Here is a 19,071-nt window from a genome sequence, read left to right as displayed (position 1 = left end):
CGGCGGTGCAGGACGAGGAACAGCACGCCGATCGCGATCAGCGCGCCGACCGCGCCGCCGCCCACGACCATCCAGGTGCGCGACGAGCTGGCCTTCTCGATCGCCGACTGGCTGTCGGAACCGCCCCCGGCGGCGTCCTGCCTGGCCCCGGCGTCGCCGGGCTCGACCAGCGTGCCGACCGGCTTCACCTTCCCGCGGGCCGCGAACCCCCAGTCCAGCAGCTTGGCCGCGTACGGGGACGGCGGCACGTCGGCCTTCATCAGCGAGATCAGGATGGTGTGGCCGCCGCGCCGGGCCTCGGCGACGAAGGTCTGCTCGGCCGTGACGGTGTAGCCGTTCTTGCCGCCCAGCATCCCGGTGTAGGCGTGCGGCTGGCCCGGCAGCATCCGGTTGTGCGTGTAGATGGGGTAGCCGCCCGGCTTGTGCTTCTTCTTCTGCTTCTTGTCCGGCGGGGCGGGGAACCAGAAGTTCAGCGCCTGCACGTACTTGCGGTAGGCCGGGTTCTTCATGCCCTGCCGCAGGATCAGCGCCAGGTCGTAGGCCGAGGTGTGCTGCGTCCGCACCGTCAGGCCGAGGTCGACGTCCAGGCCGTTCGGGGACCCGGCGAGCGTGTCGCCGGCGTGCAGCTCGCGGGCCTCGGCGTTCATGTCGGCGACCGTCTTCTTCAGCCCGCCGTTGGCCTCCGACAGCGTCACCGCCGCGTCGTTCGCCGACATCATCATCAGCGCGTGGAAGAGCTGGTCGACGGTGTAGTCCATCTTCGGCGTCATGCCGACCTTGGTGCCCTCGACGTCGCACGCCGACTGGGACGGCCGGACCTTGCGCGACGCCTCCAGCTTCGGGATGAGGGTGAGCGCGGTCAGCGTCTTCAGCGTGCTCGCCGGGAGGTACCGGCCGTGCGGGTCCTTGGCGGCGAGCACGTCGCCGGTGTCGGCGTCGGCGATGACCCAGGACGCGGCGTGGATGTTCGGCGGCGCGGGGACCCCGGCGGCGGGGTTCACGACCACGCCGCGGCCGCCGAGCTGCGGCCCGCCGACCGGCCCGGAATCGGCGGCGGCCGCTCCCGGCAGGACCAGAACCGCCCCGGAGGCCGCCACCGCCGCGAGGGCGGCCAGCGGGCGGCGGGGTGGAAGACGCCGTGCCGAACCAGATCGCTGTGCTCGCAAGCCCCCGCCGCTCCTCGCTCGGCCATCCCCAACCGATGACACATGTCCCTCTTTGTCTTCCGGAAGCGTAGGCGACCGGCCGCGAGGTCCGATACCCGTGGTGGGCGAATGGCTTTCCCGATTCTGCACAAGTACTAGTCACATCGGGGCATGTCGGCCCGGCGGGTCATGACCGAAATCGGTGACGGCGCGTGATGGACCGTCGTCCGTCCGGATCAAATGAACCGCAAAGAACCGGGAATCCGGCGGCATGGAGGCCCCGCGCGCCATGATGGGAGGAGACGGAACCGGTGTGCGCAACACGCCCTACCAGGGCCGCCGTTTGTCCAGGCTTAGGGACCCGCTGGCGGAATCGCCCCACGTGCCACGCATCGACCTGCAAGGATTGTGGACGGAGGTTGGCCGTGGCCATTGTCTTCAACCCGTCGCGCGGCGCGACACTGGGCGTGGAGTGGGAGCTCCAGCTCGTCGACGCCGCCACCCGGCACCTGCGGCAGGACGCCCGCGAGGTGCTCGCCGCCCTGCCGTCGCTCACCGCGGGCGGGCAGGCCGCCAAGCTCCGGCACGAGCTGATGGAGTCGACGGTCGAGGTCGTGACCGACGTCTGCCAGACCGTCGCCGAGGCCCAGCGCGACCTCGCCGCGAGCGTGGCGTCGCTGCGCGCCGCGGCCCGCCCGCTCGGCCTGGAGCTCGCCTGCACCGGAACGCACCCGTTCTCCGACTGGCGGGACGCCGCGACCTCGCCGATCCAGCGGTACACCGACCTGGTCGAGCAGATGCAGTGGCTGGCCCGCCGGATCCAGACCTTCGGCGTGCACGTCCACGTCGGCGTCGGCGACGGCGACGGCGCGAAGGCCATCCCGATCGTGAACGCGCTGGCGGGCTACCTCCCGCACTTCCTCGCGCTCACCGCGTCCAGCCCGTTCTGGAGCGGGGACGACACGGGCCTGGCGTCCAGCCGCTCGGTGGTGTTCGGCGAGCTTCCGACCGCCGGCCCGCCGCACCTGCTGGACGACTGGACGGCGTTCGAGGACTACATGGACACCTTGCTGCGCGCGGGGACGATCCGCAGCATCAAGGAGGTGTGGTGGGACATCCGCCCGCACCCGGACTTCGGCACCGTCGAGGTCCGGATGTTCGACGGGATTCCCACGCTCCGCGAGGTGGGCATGGCGACGGCGCTCTGCCAGAGCCTGGTCACCCTCTTCGACCAGCAGCTCGACCGCGGCTACACCCTGCCGCGCCCGGCCGCCTGGGTCGTCCGCGACAACAAGTGGCGGGCCACCCGGTACGGCCTGGACGCCATCGTCATCACCGACGACAGCGGGCACACCGCACCGCTCCGCGACGAGCTGTACGAGCTGGTCGCCGAGCTGGAACCGGTCGCGGCGCGGCTCGGCTGCGCCGACGAGCTGAAGGTCGCCGGGGAGGTCCTGGAGCACGGGGCCCCCTACGAGCGCCAGCGCGCGATCCGCGCGGGCGGCGGCACTCTGGAGGACCTGGTCGACGCCGCGGTCCTCGAGCTCGCGGAGGACCGGTTCGTCACCCGCGGGGAGGTCGTCCGTGCCGGGAACCGATGATCCCGACCGGACGTCCGCCCCGCGTTCCGATACAGGCGGGAGGCCACCGGGCCTGCCCGCCCTCGCGCAGGGGGCGCACATGACACACACGGGACCCGGGGTGATGCCCGGCCCTGGAACGGCCACCGCCCCGGGGGCGGCGGAAGGCACCCCGATGACGGGGGGCGTCCGGCGGATCGCGGGTACGGACGCCGGGGAAGGACCGCAGCCCGGCGTTGCCCGGGCGGCGGACGACACCGAAGGGACGGGAGGAAACGTGCAGGTGGGAGGCGCGGCACTGCGGGTGCGGCTGGACGACTTCCTGGCCGCCGCCGAGCCGGAGCTGATCGCGTTCCGCCGCGACCTGCACGCCAACCCCGAGCTCGCCCACAACGAGTACCGCACCACCGAGCGGATCGTGGCGCGGCTGAAGGAGGCCGGGCTCGAACCGCGGGTGCTGCCCCGGGGCACCGGCCTGTACTGCGACATCGGCCCGGAGGACGGCTACACCGTCGCGCTCCGCGCCGACATCGACGCGCTGCCGCTCCAGGACGAGAAGGCGCACGCGCCCTACCGGTCCACCGTGCCGGGCGTCGCGCACGCCTGCGGGCACGACGTGCACACCGCGATGGTGCTCGGGGCGGGGCTGTTCCTCGCCGAGCAGGCGGAGGCCGGGCTGCTGCCCGGCCGGGTCCGGCTGCTGTTCCAGCCCGCCGAGGAGATGCCCGGCGGCGCGCTGGACGTGATCGCCGCGGGCGGCATCGCGGGCGTGGACCGGGCGTTCGCGCTGCACTGCGACCCGCGCGTCGAGGTCGGGCGGCTCGGCCTGCGGACCGGCGCGATCACCGCCGCCTGCGACAAGGTCTACGTCAAGGTGACCGGCCCCGGCGGGCACACCGCCCGGCCGCACCTGACCGCCGACCTGGTGTACGCGCTGGCCAAGATCGTCACCGAGCTGCCCGCCGCGCTGTCCCGCCGGGTGGACCCGCGCTCCAGCCTCTCGCTGGTCTGGGGCCGGGTGTCGGCCGGCTCGGTCGCCAACGCCATCCCGGACGACGGGATCGCCGAGGGCACCATCCGCTGCCTGGACGACGAGGCCTGGCACCGCGCGCCGGACATGATGCGGGCGCTGCTCCAGTCGGTCGCCGCCGCCTACGACGTGGAGGCGTCGCTGGAGTACGTCCGGGGCGTCCCGCCGACCGTGAACGAGGCGGCCAGCGTGGACCTGTTCCGCGAGGCGGCGGTCCAGGTGATCGGGGAGGAGGGCGTGGTGCCCACCCCGCAGAGCCTCGGCGGCGAGGACTTCGGCTGGTACCTGGAGTCGGTCCCCGGCGCGCTGGCCCGGCTCGGCGTCCGCGAGCCCGGCTCGTCGGTCGAGTACGACCTGCACCGCGGCGACTTCGACGTGGACGAGCGGTGCGTGGCGGTCGGTGTCCGGGTGCTGGCCGCGACCGCGCTCACCACGCTCTGGGACGGCCGCCTCGACGCCGCCGCGGACGCCCCCCTCGGCGGCGCGGCGGAGGGGGCCGCGCTGAGCTGATCCCGCTGCTGATCCCGCTCGGGCGCCCGAGGCCGACTCCGCTCCGGCGCCTGAGGTGTCCGCCTGAGCGACTGAGCCGACCCCGCTTCGGCGGCTGCCGGGAGACCGTTCCGCCGGCCGCCGGAAGATCATCGGGACCGCGCTCCCACCCGTGGCCCGGGGCGGGCGTTCCGGAGTAGGGTCGGTTCCGTTCCTCCCCCGAGACACGGGGGCGCCGCCCGGTTCCCTGCCGCTACCTGCGCCGATAAGCCTACGCGTTGGTAACGGACACGTTGCGAAACGGTGCACAACGGATGTTTCACCACCCGCGTCGGGGTAGCGTCCGATCGGTTTGTGTGGCCGGGGCATGGACACGTGCGCGCCCGGCCCGCGTTGTTCTGGGTGGGGAACGGAAGGAGCCGCGGCAATGCGCCGTGTACTCAAGATCACGCTCGTCTCCGTGACGGGCGCCGCGCTGGCGCTGAACACGGCCGCGTGCGGCGGTAAGAAGTCGTCCTCCGGTGACGGTGACGGTGGCGGCGACGGCAAGAAGAGCATCAAGGTCGGCCTGGCCTTCGACATCGGCGGGCGCGGCGACCAGTCGTTCAACGACTCGGCCGCGGCGGGCCTCGACAAGGTCAAGAAGGACCTCGACGTCACCACGGAGGAGATCTCCGCCAAGCCGGACGAGCCGGACGCCGACAAGGAGTCCCGCCTGCGCCTGCTGGCCGGCAAGGGCTACAAGGCGATCATCGGCGTCGGCTTCGCCTACACCAACGCGGTCATCAAGGTCGCCAAGGACTTCCCGAACACCAAGTTCCTGGTCGTCGACGCCGACCAGTGCCAGGTGTCCGGCGCGAACGTCGAGGGCGCCTGCTTCTCGGAGGAGCAGGGCTCCTACCTGGTCGGCGCGGCCGCCGCGCTGAAGTCCAAGACCGGAACCATCGGCTTCATCGGCGGCGTGAACACCCCGCTGATCCAGAAGTTCGAGGCCGGCTACGCCGCGGGCGCCAAGGCCGCCAAGCCGGGCATCAAGGTCCTGCCGGCCAAGTACCTGACCCAGCCGCCGAACTTCGACGGGTTCAAGAACCCGGCGCTCGGCAACGAGGCCGCCAAGGGCCAGCTGGACGCGGGCGCGGACGTGATCTACCACGCCGCGGGCGGCGCCGGCATCGGCGTGATCAAGACCGTCGGCGGCGCGGGCAAGTGGGCCGTCGGCGTCGACTCCGACCAGTACGGCCAGCCGGCCGTCAGCTCGGTCAAGGACCACATCCTCACCTCCATGGTGAAGCGCGTCGACACCTCGGTGTTCGACTTCGTCAAGGGTGTCGCCGACGGCTCCTTCCAGGCCGGCATCAAGAAGTACGACCTGTCGAACGACGGTGTGTCCTACGCGACCTCCGGCGGCTTCGTGGACGACATCAAGGCGAAGCTCGACCAGTACAAGGCCGACATCGTCAGCGGCAAGATCAAGGTTCCGACCAAGCCCGGGGCCTGACGCCGCACCGGTTCCGGCGTCGCCCCGCGCTCTGCCGCGGGTGCGACGCCGGTCCGCGTTTCCACTGGTTTTTCTTCACAGGGGGGCACTCGTGCCTGACCAGGTGCCGGCCGTCAGGCTGACATCCATCACCAAACGGTTCCCGGGCGTGGTGGCCAACCGGGACATCGACCTCGAGATCCAGCGCGGCGAGGTGCACGCGCTCTGCGGCGAGAACGGCGCGGGCAAGTCCACGCTGATGAAGATCCTCTACGGGATGCAGCGTCCGGACGAGGGCACCATCGAGATCGACGGCGAGAAGGTGTCGTTCCGCACTCCGGCGGACGCCATCGCGCGCGGCATCGGCATGGTGCACCAGCACTTCAAGCTCGCCGACAACCTGACCGTCCTGGAGAACGTGATCCTCGGGGCGGAGCCGAAGAGGGCGGGCCGGATCGACTTCGCGGCCGCCCGCGAGCGGATCCGCGCGATGGCCGAGCAGTACGGCATGCGCCTCGACCCGGACACGCTGGTCGAGGACCTCGGGGTCGGCGACCGGCAGCGCGTCGAGATCATCAAGGTGCTGTACCGGGGCGCGAAGGTGCTCATCCTGGACGAGCCGACCGCCGTGCTCGTCCCGCAGGAGGTCGACGAGCTGTTCGGCAACCTGCGCGAGCTGCGCGCCGAGGGCCTCACCGTGCTGTTCATCTCGCACAAGCTGGACGAGGTGCTGTCGGTCGCCGACTCGATCTCGGTGATCCGGCGCGGCACCACGGTCGCGACCCGGCTGGACCCGCGCGAGGTCACCTCGCGGCGGCTGGCCGAGCTGATGGTCGGGTCCGAGCTGCCGACGCCCGAGCTGCGCGAGTCGACCGTGACCGACCAGGTCGAGCTGGCGGTGCGGGACCTGGTGGTGCTCACCCCCGAGGGCCGTCCGGTCGTGGACGGCGTCACCCTGGAGCTCCGGCGCGGCGAGATCGTCGGCCTCGCCGGGGTCGAGGGCAACGGCCAGGGCGAGCTGATCGAGACGATCATGGGCATCCGGACGGCCGACTCCGGGGCGATCACGTTCGCGGACGAGGACGTCACCGGCTGGCCCACGCGGCGCCGCCGCGAGGCCGGGATCGCCTACATCCCCGAGGACCGGCACCGGCACGGGCTCGTCCTGGAGGGGTCGCTCTGGGAGAACCGGATCCTCGGCCACCAGACCGAGAAGCCGAACTCGCGCGGTCCGTGGATCGACCGGCGCGGCGCGCGCCGCGACACCACCCGGATCGTCCGCGAGTACGACGTGCGCACGCCCGGCATCGAGGTGCCGATCGGCGCGCTGTCGGGCGGCAACCAGCAGAAGCTGATCGTGGGCCGGGAGATGTCCGGCGAGCCGAAGGTGCTGATCGCGGCGCATCCGACCCGCGGCATCGACGTCGGCGCGCAGGCCGCGATCTGGGAACACCTGCGCCGGGCGCGGGCGGCGGGCCTCGCCGTCCTGCTCATCAGCGCCGACCTTGAGGAACTCATCGGTATGTCCGACACGCTGCACGTGATCCTGCGGGGGCGGCTGGTCGCCGAGGTGGATCCGGCGAACGTCACCCCGGAGGAGCTCGGCTCCGCCATGACCGGCGCCACCGTCGAGGACGCGTCATGACGGGCGACAAGCCCTCGGTGGCGCGGGACGAGCCAGAGGTGGCCAGGCCGGACGACCCGGACAAGGTGCCCACGTGGCAGGCGGTCCTGCGCGGCCTCGGTCCGCGCGGCCTCGGCCTGAAGATCGGCGCGCCGGTGCTGGCGCTGCTGATCTCGCTCGGCATCACCATGATCGTGCTGCGGATCTCCGGGGCCGACCCGGTCAGCTCCATCCAGTCGATGGTCGACTACGGCACCACGTCCAACTCGATCGTGGACATCCTGAACCGCGCGACCCGGTACTACCTGTCGGCGATCGCGGTCGCCATCGGGTTCCGGATGGCGCTGTTCAACATCGGCGTGGACGGCCAGTACCGGCTCGCCGCGCTGCTGGCGGCCTCGCTCGGCGGCGCGGTCACCCTGCCCGCCCCGTTCGGGCAGATGCTGGTGATCGTCGCGGCGATGGTGATCGGCGGCGCCTGGGCGTCCATCGCGGGCCTGCTGAAGGTCACCCGCGGGGTCAGCGAGGTCATCTCGACGATCATGCTGAACGCCATCGCGACCGGCATCATCGCCTACCTGCTGAACACCGACCGGCTCGCGGCGGACCGTCCGGGCAGCAACAACGTGGCCACCCCGGACATCCCGTCGTCCGGCCGGGTCGGCCCGCTGAACGGCTTCCTGTCGAGCATCGGCATCGACCTGCCGGGACGGATGTACGGCCTGCTGCCGGTCGCCGTCGTGATCGGCATCGTGTTCTGGGTCGTCGTCAACCGGACCCGGTTCGGCTTCGACCTGAAGATCTCCGGGCTCTCCCCGACGGCGGCGCAGGCGAGCGGCGTCTCGGCGGGCCGGATGGTCGTCATCACGATGATCCTGTCCGGCGTGGTCGCGGGCCTGATCGGGATGCCCGAGCTGCTCGGCGCGTCCTACAACTACTCGCTGAACTTCCCGGCGGGGCTCGGCTTCACCGGCATCACCGTCGCGCTGCTCGGCCGCAACCACCCGGTCGGCATCGCGCTCGCCGCGATCCTGTTCGCGTTCCTCGACCAGTCCTCGGACATCCTCCAGGAGGTCGACGTGCCGAAGGAGATCGTCGGCGTGATGCAGGGCGTGGTCGTCCTGACCGTCGTCATCGTCTACGAGCTGGTCCGCCGCTGGGAGATCCGGCTCCAGCAGAAGAGCGTGGCCAGCGAACTCGCCGCCGGGCACACCGTCGCGGGGGAGGCCGCCAAGTGAGTACCGCCACCGTCGCGGAGAAGGTCTCCGGCGTGCGCGCCAAGCTGAACCTGCGCTGGCCGCACTACCTGATGATCGCCGGCGCGCTGCTGGTGCTGCTGTCGGCCGTCCGGGTGCTGGACGACGCCAACGACGTCACCTCGTCCGGCACCGTCTCGGCCGCGCTGCGGCTGGCCGTGCCGATCTTCCTCGCCGGGCTCGGCGGCCTCTGGGCCGAGCGGTCCGGCGTGGTCAACATCGGGCTCGAGGGCATGATGATCCTCGGCACCTGGACCGGCGCGTGGGCGGGTTACCAGTGGGGTCCGTGGGCCTGCGCGGTCGCCGGGATCCTCGGCGGCGCGCTCGGCGGCCTCGTGCACGCGATCGCGACCGTCACCTTCGGCGTCGACCACATCGTGTCCGGTGTCGCGATCAACATCCTCGGCCTCGGCCTCACCCAGTTCCTGGCGGGCCTGGTGTTCAACACCGGCCACGCCAAGGCGCTGGGCGGCGGGCCGCGGCAGTCGCCGCCGGTGGACGCGATGCCGACGCTGACCGTCCCGTTCCTGTCCGGCGGGAAGATCGGCTCTTGGCAGTCGCCGGACTGGCTCGGCTCGCTGGAGAAGCACCACTGGTTCGTGCTGTCGGACGTCGCGGGCGTGCTGCGCGGCCTCACCGCGGGGATGTCCGTGCTCACGCTGATCGCGGTCCTGCTCGTCCCGGTCACGTTCTTCGTGCTGTGGCGGACGCCGTTCGGGCTGCGCGTGCGGTCCTGCGGCGAGGACCCGTACGCGGCCGAGTCGCTGGGCGTCAACGTGTACCGGATGAAGTACGCGGCCGTGATGATCTCGGGCGGCTGCGCGGGCCTCGCGGGCGCGTTCATGGTCACCGTGTCGTCCCTCTACCAGGACGGCCAGACCGGCGGGCGCGGCTACATCGGCCTCGCGGCGATGATCTTCGGTAACTGGCGTCCGGTCGGGCTCGCGTCCGGCTCGCTGCTGTTCGGCTACACCGACGCGATGAACGTCCGCGGCGGCGGCGACTCGGCGCACGCCCTGCTGCTGTTCGTGGCGGTCATCTTCGTCGCGGTGGCGGCCTGGCAGGTCGTCCGCGGGTCGCGGCTGCGCCCGCTGGTCACCACCGACCTGGAGCGGCGCACCGTGCGCGGCGCCTACGTCGCCGGCGCGGTCGCGCTGGTCACCGCCGCGGCCCTCGCGCTGTGGTTCGCGCTGAGCGACGCCGTCCCGGGCGAGCTGGTCTCGACCATCCCGTACGTGACGACGCTGCTCGTGCTGGCCCTGGCCAGCCAGCGCCTGCGGATGCCCGCCGCCGACGGCCTCATCTACCGGCGCGGCGAAGCACGCTGACACCCCATGCCCGGGCCCGGCATCGCACCGTCGATGCCGGGCCCGATCCACGACCATCGAGTGGGAACATTGTCTGATGAGTGAAATCGACTGGGATGTCCTTCGCGGGGCGGCCACGGACGCGATGAAGCGGGCCTACGCGCCGTACTCGGCCTTCCCGGTGGGCGCGGCGGCGCTGGTCTCCGACGGCCGCGTCATCACCGGGTGCAACGTCGAGAACGCCTCGTACGGGGTCGGCCTGTGCGCGGAGTGCAGCCTGGTCAGCGCGCTGTACGGACCCGACGCCGACCTGTCGGGCGACCGTCCCCGCCTGGTCGCCGTCGCGGTCGTGGACCGCCACGGCGCCCCCCTGATGCCCTGCGGGCGCTGCCGCCAGCTCCTCTGGGAGCACGGCACCCCCGAGACCCTGCTGGAGTCCGTCTCCGGCATCCGGCCGCTCTCGGACGTCCTGCCGGACGCCTTCGGCCCCGACGACCTGATCACCCGCTCCTGAAAGAGGTCCCGACGTGGACGCCATCGACGTCATCCGCGCCAAGCGGGACGGCCGCGCGCTGTCGAACGAGCAGATCGACTGGGTGATCGACGCCTACACCCGGGGCGGCATCGCCGAGGAGCAGATGTCCTCCCTCGCGATGGCCATCCTGCTGAACGGCATGACCCGCGCCGAGATCGGCCGCTGGACCGCCGCGATGATCGCCTCCGGCGAGCGGATGGACTTCTCCTCGCTCAGCCGCCCGACCACCGACAAGCACTCCACCGGAGGCGTCGGAGACAAGATCACCCTGCCGCTCGCCCCGGTGGTCGCCGCCTGCGGCGCGGCCGTCCCGCAGCTGTCCGGGCGCGGCCTCGGCCACACCGGCGGCACGCTGGACAAGCTGGAGTCCATCCCCGGCTGGCGGGCCTCGCTCTCCAACGCCGAGATGATGGACGTCCTGGAGAGCGCCGGCGCGGTCATCTGCGCGGCGGGCGCGGGCCTCGCCCCGGCCGACCGCAAGCTCTACGCCCTGCGCGACGTCACCGGCACGGTCGAGTCGATCCCGCTGATCGCGTCCTCGATCATGTCCAAGAAGATCGCCGAGGGCACGGGCGCGCTCGTCCTGGACGTCAAGGTCGGCTCCGGCGCGTTCATGAAGACCGTCGAGGACGCCCGCGAGCTCGCCGAGACCATGGTCGCGATCGGCACCGACCACGGCGTGCGGACGGTCGCGCTGCTCACCGCGATGGACCGCCCGCTCGGCCGCGCCGTCGGCAACGCCGTCGAGGTCGCCGAGTCCGTGGAGGTCCTGGCGGGCGGCGGCCCCGAGGACATCGTCGAGCTGACCGTCCGGCTGGCCCGCGAGATGCTCGACGCCGCCGGCATCACCGGCAAGGACCCGGCCGACGCCCTGACCGACGGCTCCGCGATGGACGTGTGGCGCCGCATGATCTCGGCCCAGGGCGGCGACCCCGCCGCGCCCCTGCCGCAGGCCGCCGAGACCCACACGGTCACCGCGCCGTCCTCCGGCGTCCTGACCAGGCTGGACGCGTTCGCCGTCGGCGTCGCCGCCTGGCGGCTCGGCGCGGGCCGCGCCCGCAAGGAGGACCCGGTGTCGGCGGGCGCGGGCATCATCTGCCACGCCAAGCCCGGCGACAAGGTCGCCGAGGGCCAGCCGCTCCTCACCCTCCACGCCGACGACGCGTCCCGCTTCGAGCGCGCCCTGGAGTCCCTGGAAGGCGGCTACGAGGTCGGCGACACCACCCCCGACCTCCTCCCCCTCGTCATCGACCGCCTCTCCTGAACGACCTCGAACACCAGTTCTCCAGATGACGGTACGCGATCACTCGGACACCTCTAGTGTTCGAGCATGCCGACTCGAGAGCATGAGTTCCCCCTCGCTCTGATCGAGGACGACCCACCCCTGGCCGCCCGCCTCCTGCACTGGGCGGGCGGCCCCGAGATATCCGCGGACGCGGAGTTCCGCCTGGAATCAGCGGACCTCTCCGAGTTCGACCCCACCGAGTACCGCGCCGATCGCGTCGTGGGCGTCTACGTCAACGCCGACGGCGACCCCCAATGCGGCGTGATCGTCGAGTCCCAGCGCCGCTTCGATCCGGACAAGTTCTGGTCGTGGCCCGCCTACGTGGCGAACTTCCGAGCTCGCAGGCGGTGCAAGGGCTTCCTCGTCGTCCTCTGCTTCGACGAGAAGACCGCCGAGCGCTGCCGCATGAGCATCCCGCTCGGCAACCCGGACTCCTACCTGCACATCCTCGTCGCGGGCCCGAAGGAGATCCCGCTCATCCTGGACGCCGACGAGGTCAAGGATCCCCTGGACATCGTCCTGTCCGCCCTCGTCCACTCCGCCGGTCCGAAGGGCCGCGACGTCGCCGAGGCCATGATCGACGCCCTCGACCGTCTCGTCCCGGACGGCGACCAGCGTAGGACGTATATTGACAACGTCACCGCCCTGCAGTCCGACGACGTCCGACACATGCTGGAGGAGCTCATGATGACCCGCGACACCGAGCCCAAGACCCAGCTCTTCAAGGAGTGGAAGGACGAGGGCAAGGTTGAGGAGAGGCGTCGGGTCCTGTTGACGCTCATGGACACGCGCGGGCTCCAGGTCGGCTCCGAGCGGCGGGAGCTGGTGATGGACTGCGCGGACCTCCAGCGGCTGGAGACGTGGTTCCAGCGGGCCATCACCGCGGCGTCCGCTGACGAGGTGTTCGCGGAGTAGGGCTTTTCAGAGGTTGAAGCGGGTCTGGATGCCGTCGAGCACGGCGTCGAGGCCCGTTTCGAACTGCCAGTCCTCGTCGTCCTTGTGGGCGGCCTCGTGCAGGTAGCGGCGGTAGGTGGGGTAGCGGCCGGTGTCCATGAGGTACCTCATGTGGGGGGCCATGCCGATGCGCAGGTCGGTGGGGGAGTCGAAGCCCTGGCGCTTCATGAACCGCTGGAAGACGAGTTCGGCGTTCGTCGCGCCCTGCGTGTAGAAGCCGACGGAGCGGTAGACGGCCATCATCGTGTCGCTGTCCAGGCCGAGGCCGTCGAGGGCGGCCAGGGCGTGTTCGACGACCGCCACCCGGTGGGGTGACAGCGGGGAGAGCGTCGCGGGGAGCTCGGTCAGCCACGGGTGGGCGTGCATGAGCGCGCGGGTGCGCAGGGCGTGCTCGCGGAGGGTCTCCCGCCAGGTGGCGTGCCGGACGAGCGTCAGTTCGGCGTAGACCCGGTCGACCATGACCTCCAGGAGCTCGTCCTTGTTCTGGATGTGCCGGTAGGGCGCCATCGGCGCGACGCCCAGCCGGTTGGCCAGGCCGCGCATGGTGATCGCGTCCAGGCCCTCGGCGTCGGCGACGCTGACGGCGGTGTCGGCGATCCGGTCGAGGGTGAGCGTCTGGCGGGGCGCGGCGGCGGGGCGCTCCAGGCGCTCCCAGAGCGGCGGCAGGTCGGCGGGCATGTGTACATCGTATCTGGAGTAGACGGTGTACACGTTGATGTGTACGTTGTATCTCGTGGGATACGACGTACACATTCAAGGGGTTTCGATGCTGAAGGTCGCGGTCATCGTCGGCAGCACGCGCGAAGGACGGCTCGGCGGCACGGTCGGCGCGTGGATCGAGGGGCATCTGGCGCGGCGGGACGACATGGAGGCGGACGTCGTCGACCTCGCCGCCACGCCGCTGCCGACCGTCCTGCCGGACTTCGGCAAGCCGCCGTCGGACCCGGACGCGCTGACGCGGCTCGCGGCGGTGACGCCCCGGCTGGCGGCGGCGGACGCGTTCGTGGTCGTGACGCCCGAGTACAACCGCAGCTTCCCGGCGTCCCTGAAGAACGCCATCGACTGGCACAACCAGGAGTGGCACGCCAAGCCGATCGGGTTCGTCTCCTACGGCGGCTTCTCCGCCGGGACGCGGGCGGTCGAGCAGCTCCGGCAGGTCTTCGGCGAGCTGCACGCCGTCACCCTCAGGGACGGCGTCGGGTTCAACGGCGTGTGGGGCTCCCTCGGCCCGGACGGCCAGATCGCCGACCCGGCCGCCGACGCGGCCGCGAAGAAGATGCTCGACCAGCTCGCCTGGTGGGCGGAGGCGCTGCGCGAGGCCCGGGCCGCACGCCCGTACGCGGCATGAGCGGCCCGGACCGGGGCGCCGGGTACGACCGGCTCGGGGTGTTCGGGCTGCTGCTCGGGATGTTCCTGGCCATGCTGGACGGCACGATCGTGGGCACGGCCCTCCCGACGATCGTCGGGGACCTCGGCGGCGTCAAGGAGCTGTCCTGGGTGGTGACCTCGTACCTGCTCGCCGCCGCCGTGACCACCCCGCTGTGGGGCAAGTTCGGCGACCTGGCCGGACGCAAGGGCGCGTTCACGGCGTCGGTCGCGGTGTTCCTCGTCGGGTCGGCGCTGTCCGGGATGTCGGGGTCGATGGCCGAGCTGATCGCCTTCCGCGCGGTGCAGGGCCTCGGCGCGGGCGGGCTGATGGTCGGCGCGATGGCGATCATCGGGGAGCTGGTGCCGCCGAGCGAGGGCGCCCGGCTGCAGTCCATGATCGGCGTGATCGTGCCGGTCGCGTTCGTCGGCGGTCCGCTGGTCGGCGGGCTGCTCACCGACCATCTCGACTGGCGCTGGACGTTCTATGTGAACCTGCCGGTCGGCGGTGTGGCGCTGGTGCTGGTCGCGACCCGGGTGCGGCTCGCGGCGCGGCGCGTCCGGGCGCGCATAGACGTCGCCGGGGCCGTGCTGCTGACGGGCGGGATCGTCGCGCTGACGCTGCTCGGCAGCTGGGGCGGCGTCCGGTACGGCTGGACGTCCCCGCGGATCGCCGGGCTCGCGGTGGCGGCGGTGGCGGCCCTGGCGGCGTTCGTGCCGGTGGAGCGGCGGGCGGCGGAGCCGATCGTCCCGCCCCGGCTGTTCGCGTCCCGGAACTTCACGCTCGCGCAGGTGCTGAGCTTCCTGAGCGGCGCGGTGATGCTCGGGGTGATGGTGTACCTGCCGCAGTACATGCAGATCGTGCGCGGCGCGTCCCCGGCGGGCGGCGGGATGCTGCTGCTCCCGCTGATGTTCGGGATGCTCGCCGCGCAGCTGTACACCGGACGCGTCGTCGGGCGCACCGGCCGGTACCGCTGGTTCCCGGTGGCGGGCGGGGCCCTGGCCACGGCGGGCGCGCTGATCCTGCTCCCGCTCGGCACGCACACGCCGACGGCCCTGGCGTCCGCCCTGACGGCGCTCGTGGGTGTCGGGATCGGGCTGCTCAGCCAGTCCGCGACGCTGATCACTATGTACGGCGCGGACCCGCGCGACATGGGCGCGGCCAGCGGGACGGTCAACCTGCTGCGCACGCTCGGCGGCTCGCTCGGCGTCGCGCTGCTCGGCGCGGTCTACGCGTCCCGGCTGGACGTCCCGGTGGACATGACGCCGGCCCAGGTGCGCGCGCTGCCCGAGGCGGCGCGGGAGGGCGTCCGGGACGCGGCCGCTTCCGGCCTGCACGGCGTGGTGGTCGGCGCGGCGGCGGTGGCGCTGCTGGCTCTCGCGGTCGCGTTCTTCGTGCGCCAGGAGGCGCTTCGCGGGGTCGGGCGGCCCGGGGAATCCCCGGACACGGACGGTGAGGACACGGTCGAACCTGCGCATTTGTGAAAGTTCACCGTTGACGGGGCCGGGGGCGGATCGTCAGGCTTTGCCCTGATCTTCATCCCCCAAGGAGCACACTTGCGTCTTTCCCGACTCGTCCCCGTGGCGGCGGTCCTCAGCGCGTCCGGCCTGGTGGCCGGGGCGCTGCCCGCCGTCGCCGCGCCGCAGCGCCCGCACGTGACCGTCAAGGACGGCCGCACCCAGCCGACGTTCTCCTTCCAGGACGCGATCCGGCAGCAGGTCTACGTCGAGACCGACGTGGACAGCGACCACGACGGCAAGAAGGACCGGGTGGCGGTGTTCGTCACCCGGCCCAAGGAGACCGACGCCGGCCTCAAGGTCGCCTCGATCATGGAGGCCAGCCCCTACTACGCCGGCCTGCAGGACCCGCCGTACCACCCGGCCGACGTCACCGACTACCCGCGCCTGTCCCCGTGGACGCCGCCGACCGAGCCGCCGGCGCCGACCAGCTACACGCGGATGTACTACGACAACTACTTCGTCTCGCGCGGGTACGCGGTGCTCGCCGCCGACACGCTCGGCACCGGGAACTCCGACGGCTGCCCGACGGCCATCGGCCCGAACGAAGTGAACGGCATGAAGAAGGCCGTCCAGTGGCTGACCGGCGACGCCAAGGCGTACGACGCGGACGGCAACGAGGTCAAGGCGAACTGGTCCACCGGCGACGTCGCGATGGCCGGCAAGTCCTACGACGGGACGCTGCCGCTCGCGGCGGCCTCGACCGGCGTCAAGGGCCTCAAGACCGTCGTGTCGGTGTCCGGCGTGGCGAACTGGTACGACTACTACCGCGCCAACGGCGGTGTGGTCGCACCCGACGGCTACGAGGGCGAGGACCTCGACCTGCACGCCAAGGCCGTGCTGAGCCGGAAGAACCCGCAGGTCTGCGCCCCCGAGATCCACGACATCGAGAAGAAGATGGACCGGGTCACGGGCGACTACAACGCCACCTGGGACGTCCGGAACTTCGCGAAGAAGATCGGGAACTTCCGGGCCAGCGTCTTCATGACCGGCGGGCTGAACGACTGGAACGTCAAGCCGTCCGAGATGGCGCTGCTCTGGAACTCGCTCAAGAAGACGAACCTGAACCGCAAGCTCTGGCTGCACCAGGGCCAGCACGACGACCCGCTGGACGTCCGCCAGGGCGCCTGGCTGGACAGCCTGAACCTGTGGTTCGCGCACGAGCTGTACGGCGTCAAGAACGACGTGATGCGGCAGCCGAAGGTGGACATCGAGCGCTCCCCGGGCGCCTGGGAGACCTACCGCGAGTGGCCCGCCCCGTCGGCGCGTCCGGTCTCGCTGGGCTTCACCGAGGGCCGGGACGGCGCGTCCGGCGTGCTCGGCTCGCGCGGCAAGGGCCGGGCGGACTTCGTGGACGCCCCCGCCCGCACCGCCGAGCAGCTCGTCACCGACGAGACCAAGGCCGACCCGAACCGCCTGCTCTACGTCACGCCGGCGCTGAAGAACCCGGTCAAGTTCTCCGGCACCGCCAACATCAAGGTGCGCGCGTCGGTCGACGGCCGCTCCCCGTACCTGTCGGCGGTCCTGGTCGACTACGGCACCGACACCCGGCCCACCGCCCTGGTCTCCACCCAGGACAAGTGGTGCTACGGCGACTCGACCCCCACTGACCAGGGGTGCCGTGCGATCCGCAAGTACCGGACCGCGACCGAGCCGTTCAAGATCGTGACGCGCGGCTGGACCGACATCCGCAACCGGCAGTCGATCTGGCGCCAGTCGCCCGTCAAGGCGGGCAAGGACTACACCTACTCGTGGAACCTGGTGCCCGAGGACTACGTCTTCAAGGCGGGCCACCGGATCGGCGTCCTGCTCGTCGCCACCGACCACGCGTACACGCTGCGCTACCCGGCCGGCACCAAGGTCCGGGTGGACCTCGGCCGCAGCGCCATCACCCTGCCCCTGACCAGCGACATCACGGGCTGAGTCCGGAGATTCCGCCGCGATCGTCCTCGTCTGGGCGGTCGCGGCGGGTATCTTGCGGAGATGAACGAACGTCTGACTCTTGAGGACATCAGGCGCGCCCCGAAGGTGCTGCTCCACGACCACCTGGACGGGGGCGTGCGGCCGGGGACCGTCGTGGACCTGGCGCGGGCGGGCGGCTACACCGACCTGCCCACCACGGACCCGGCGAGCCTGGGGACCTGGTTCGCGGAGGCCTCCAACTCCGGGTCGCTCGAGCGGTATCTGGAGACGTTCTCGCACACCGTCGGCGTGATGCAGTCGGTCGAGGCGCTCACCCGGGTCGCCTACGAGTGCGCCGAGGACCTGGGCCGCGACGGCGTCGTGTACGCCGAGGTCCGGTTCGCACCCGAACTGCACACCCGCACCGGGCTGAGCCTGGAGCAGGTCGTGGAGGCGGTGCTCGACGGGTTCGCGCGCGGCGGACGCGACCACGGCATCCGGATGGGCGCGCTCGTCACGGCCATGCGGCACCAGGCCCGCTCCATGGAGATCGCCGAGCTGGCCGTCCGGTACCGCGACCAGGGCGTCGTCGGCTTCGACATCGCCGGCGCGGAGGCCGGGTACCCGCCCACCCGCCACCTGGACGCCTTCGAGTACCTGCAGCGGGAGAACGCCCACTTCACCATCCACGCGGGGGAGGGCTTCGGGCTGCCGTCGATCTGGCAGGCCATCCAGTGGTGCGGCGCCGACCGGCTCGGCCACGGCGTGCGGATCATCGACGACATCGAGGTGGACGGCGACGGGCTGCCGAAGCTCGGCCGGCTCGCGTCCTACGTCCGGGACAAGCGGATCCCCCTGGAGCTGTGCCCGACGTCCAACATCCAGACCGGGGCGGCCAAGTCGATCGCCGAGCACCCGATCGGGCTGCTGCGGCAGCTGCACTTCCGGGTCACCGTCAACACCGACAACCGGCTGATGAGCGGCACGTCGGTGTCGGAGGAGTTCGCCAAGCTCGTGGACGCCTTCGGCTACGGCTGGGACGACCTGCAGTGGCTGACGGTGAACGCGATGAAGTCGGCGTTCGTCTCCTTCCCGGAGCGGCTGGAGCTGATCAACCGCGTCATCAAGCCCGGCTTCGCCGAGCTGAAGGCCGAACACGCGAACTGAGGCGGCGAGGGTCGGCCGGGACGGGGCGTGCGGCCATGGGGCCGGTTCGGGCCCGGCCGCGCCGGACGGCGTGAGCACGGTGGTCGCGATGGCATGATCTGAGCCATGACCCCGCTCTACTCCGTCCGGTCGCCCGTCGCGCGGGTCGCGGCCTGGGCCTGGGTGGCCTTCACCGTGCTGAACCTGCTGGACCTGGGCTTCGGGCTGACCGGAAAGCCCGCCCGGGACACCACCGGCCTGGTGATGGCCGCCCTGCTGCTGGTCGGCTGCGGCATCGCGTACGTGCTCGGGCTGCGGCCGGCGATCGTCGCCGACGAGGCCGGGGTCGTCTTCCGCAACCCGCTGCGCGACATCCGCGCGCCGTGGCGGTCGGTCCGCAGGATCGAGGGCCGGGACGCCGTCGTCGTCACGTTCGCCCAGGCCGGCGGCGCGGAGCG

The 19,071-nt window shown here is 71.8% G+C and carries 16 protein-coding genes; 14 read left to right on the top strand and 2 right to left on the bottom strand.

The genetic code is table 11. From position 1 onward, the window contains the following. Positions 1–1,097, bottom strand: a 1,097-nt coding sequence (locus tag AB0J52_RS05810) for a D-alanyl-D-alanine carboxypeptidase family protein (RefSeq protein ID WP_500180409.1), incomplete at its 3' end; no start/stop codon positions are given. A 473-nt stretch (positions 1,098–1,570) separates the two neighbouring features. On the opposite strand from AB0J52_RS05810, the gene AB0J52_RS05805 reads away from it, so the two are divergent. The 9 genes from AB0J52_RS05805 to AB0J52_RS05765 all read left to right on the top strand — a co-directional run bounded on the left by AB0J52_RS05805 (position 1,571) and on the right by AB0J52_RS05765 (position 12,643). Beyond that, positions 1,571–2,746 (top strand): glutamate--cysteine ligase, encoded by a 1,176-nt coding sequence (locus AB0J52_RS05805; RefSeq protein WP_500180408.1) that lies wholly within the window; start codon positions 1,571–1,573, stop codon positions 2,744–2,746. Between the two features lie 262 nt (positions 2,747–3,008). Then, a complete protein-coding gene (locus AB0J52_RS05800; RefSeq protein ID WP_500180410.1) occupies positions 3,009–4,265 on the top strand; it encodes an amidohydrolase in 1,257 nt (418 codons plus the stop codon). Positions 4,266–4,671: 406 nt separating this feature from the next. Further along, positions 4,672–5,742, top strand: a complete 1,071-nt coding sequence (locus AB0J52_RS05795; protein WP_500180407.1) for a BMP family lipoprotein — start codon at positions 4,672–4,674, stop codon at positions 5,740–5,742. 91 nt (positions 5,743–5,833) lie between these two features. Then, positions 5,834–7,366 carry an ABC transporter ATP-binding protein gene (locus tag AB0J52_RS05790; RefSeq protein ID WP_500180406.1) on the top strand — a complete coding sequence of 511 codons (1,533 nt, stop codon included), beginning with the start codon at positions 5,834–5,836 and terminating at the stop codon, positions 7,364–7,366. Next, positions 7,363–8,583 carry an ABC transporter permease gene (locus AB0J52_RS05785; protein WP_500180405.1) on the top strand — a complete coding sequence of 407 codons (1,221 nt, stop codon included), beginning with the start codon at positions 7,363–7,365 and terminating at the stop codon, positions 8,581–8,583. The genes AB0J52_RS05790 and AB0J52_RS05785 overlap by 4 nt, the downstream gene beginning before the upstream one ends. Then, positions 8,580–9,929 carry an ABC transporter permease gene (locus AB0J52_RS05780; protein ID WP_500180404.1) on the top strand — a complete coding sequence of 450 codons (1,350 nt, stop codon included), beginning with the start codon at positions 8,580–8,582 and terminating at the stop codon, positions 9,927–9,929. The genes AB0J52_RS05785 and AB0J52_RS05780 overlap by 4 nt, the downstream gene beginning before the upstream one ends. Positions 9,930–10,005: 76 nt before the next feature. Next, on the top strand, positions 10,006–10,422 hold the full coding sequence (locus AB0J52_RS05775) for a cytidine deaminase (protein WP_500180403.1): 417 nt from the start codon (positions 10,006–10,008) through the stop codon (positions 10,420–10,422). A gap of 13 nt (positions 10,423–10,435) precedes the next feature. Then, entirely contained in the window at positions 10,436–11,707 is a 1,272-nt protein-coding gene (locus tag AB0J52_RS05770) for a thymidine phosphorylase (protein ID WP_500180402.1), read from the top strand. 66 nt (positions 11,708–11,773) lie between these two features. Next, positions 11,774–12,643: a hypothetical protein gene (locus AB0J52_RS05765; protein ID WP_500180401.1), complete on the top strand. Its 870-nt coding sequence runs from the start codon at positions 11,774–11,776 to the stop codon at positions 12,641–12,643. A gap of 6 nt (positions 12,644–12,649) precedes the next feature. On the opposite strand, the gene AB0J52_RS05760 is transcribed toward AB0J52_RS05765, so the two are convergent. After that, positions 12,650–13,360 (bottom strand): TetR/AcrR family transcriptional regulator, encoded by a 711-nt coding sequence (locus AB0J52_RS05760; RefSeq protein WP_500180400.1) that lies wholly within the window; start codon positions 13,358–13,360, stop codon positions 12,650–12,652. 88 nt (positions 13,361–13,448) lie between these two features. On the opposite strand from AB0J52_RS05760, the gene AB0J52_RS05755 reads away from it, so the two are divergent. The 5 genes from AB0J52_RS05755 to AB0J52_RS05735 all read left to right on the top strand — a co-directional run. Next, positions 13,449–14,030: an NADPH-dependent FMN reductase gene (locus AB0J52_RS05755; RefSeq protein WP_500180399.1), complete on the top strand. Its 582-nt coding sequence runs from the start codon at positions 13,449–13,451 to the stop codon at positions 14,028–14,030. Beyond that, positions 14,027–15,532: an MDR family MFS transporter gene (locus AB0J52_RS05750; protein ID WP_500180398.1), complete on the top strand. Its 1,506-nt coding sequence runs from the start codon at positions 14,027–14,029 to the stop codon at positions 15,530–15,532. The genes AB0J52_RS05755 and AB0J52_RS05750 overlap by 4 nt, the downstream gene beginning before the upstream one ends. 72 nt (positions 15,533–15,604) lie before the next feature. Further along, on the top strand, positions 15,605–17,488 hold the full coding sequence (locus tag AB0J52_RS05745; protein WP_500180397.1) for a Xaa-Pro dipeptidyl-peptidase: 1,884 nt from the start codon (positions 15,605–15,607) through the stop codon (positions 17,486–17,488). Between the two features lie 60 nt (positions 17,489–17,548). After that, on the top strand, positions 17,549–18,634 hold the full coding sequence (locus AB0J52_RS05740) for an adenosine deaminase (protein WP_500180396.1): 1,086 nt from the start codon (positions 17,549–17,551) through the stop codon (positions 18,632–18,634). A 105-nt stretch (positions 18,635–18,739) separates the two neighbouring features. After that, a partial coding sequence (locus AB0J52_RS05735) for a PH domain-containing protein (protein WP_500180395.1) occupies positions 18,740–19,071 on the top strand: 332 nt, incomplete at its 3' end.

Origin of the sequence: Spirillospora sp. NPDC049652 (assembly GCF_040675125.1) — a bacterium.
Taxonomy (GTDB): Bacteria; Actinomycetota; Actinomycetes; order Streptosporangiales; family Streptosporangiaceae; genus Spirillospora.
The sequence above is the reverse complement of the archived record's forward strand: the minus strand, read 5'-3'. Positions and strand labels throughout refer to the sequence as shown.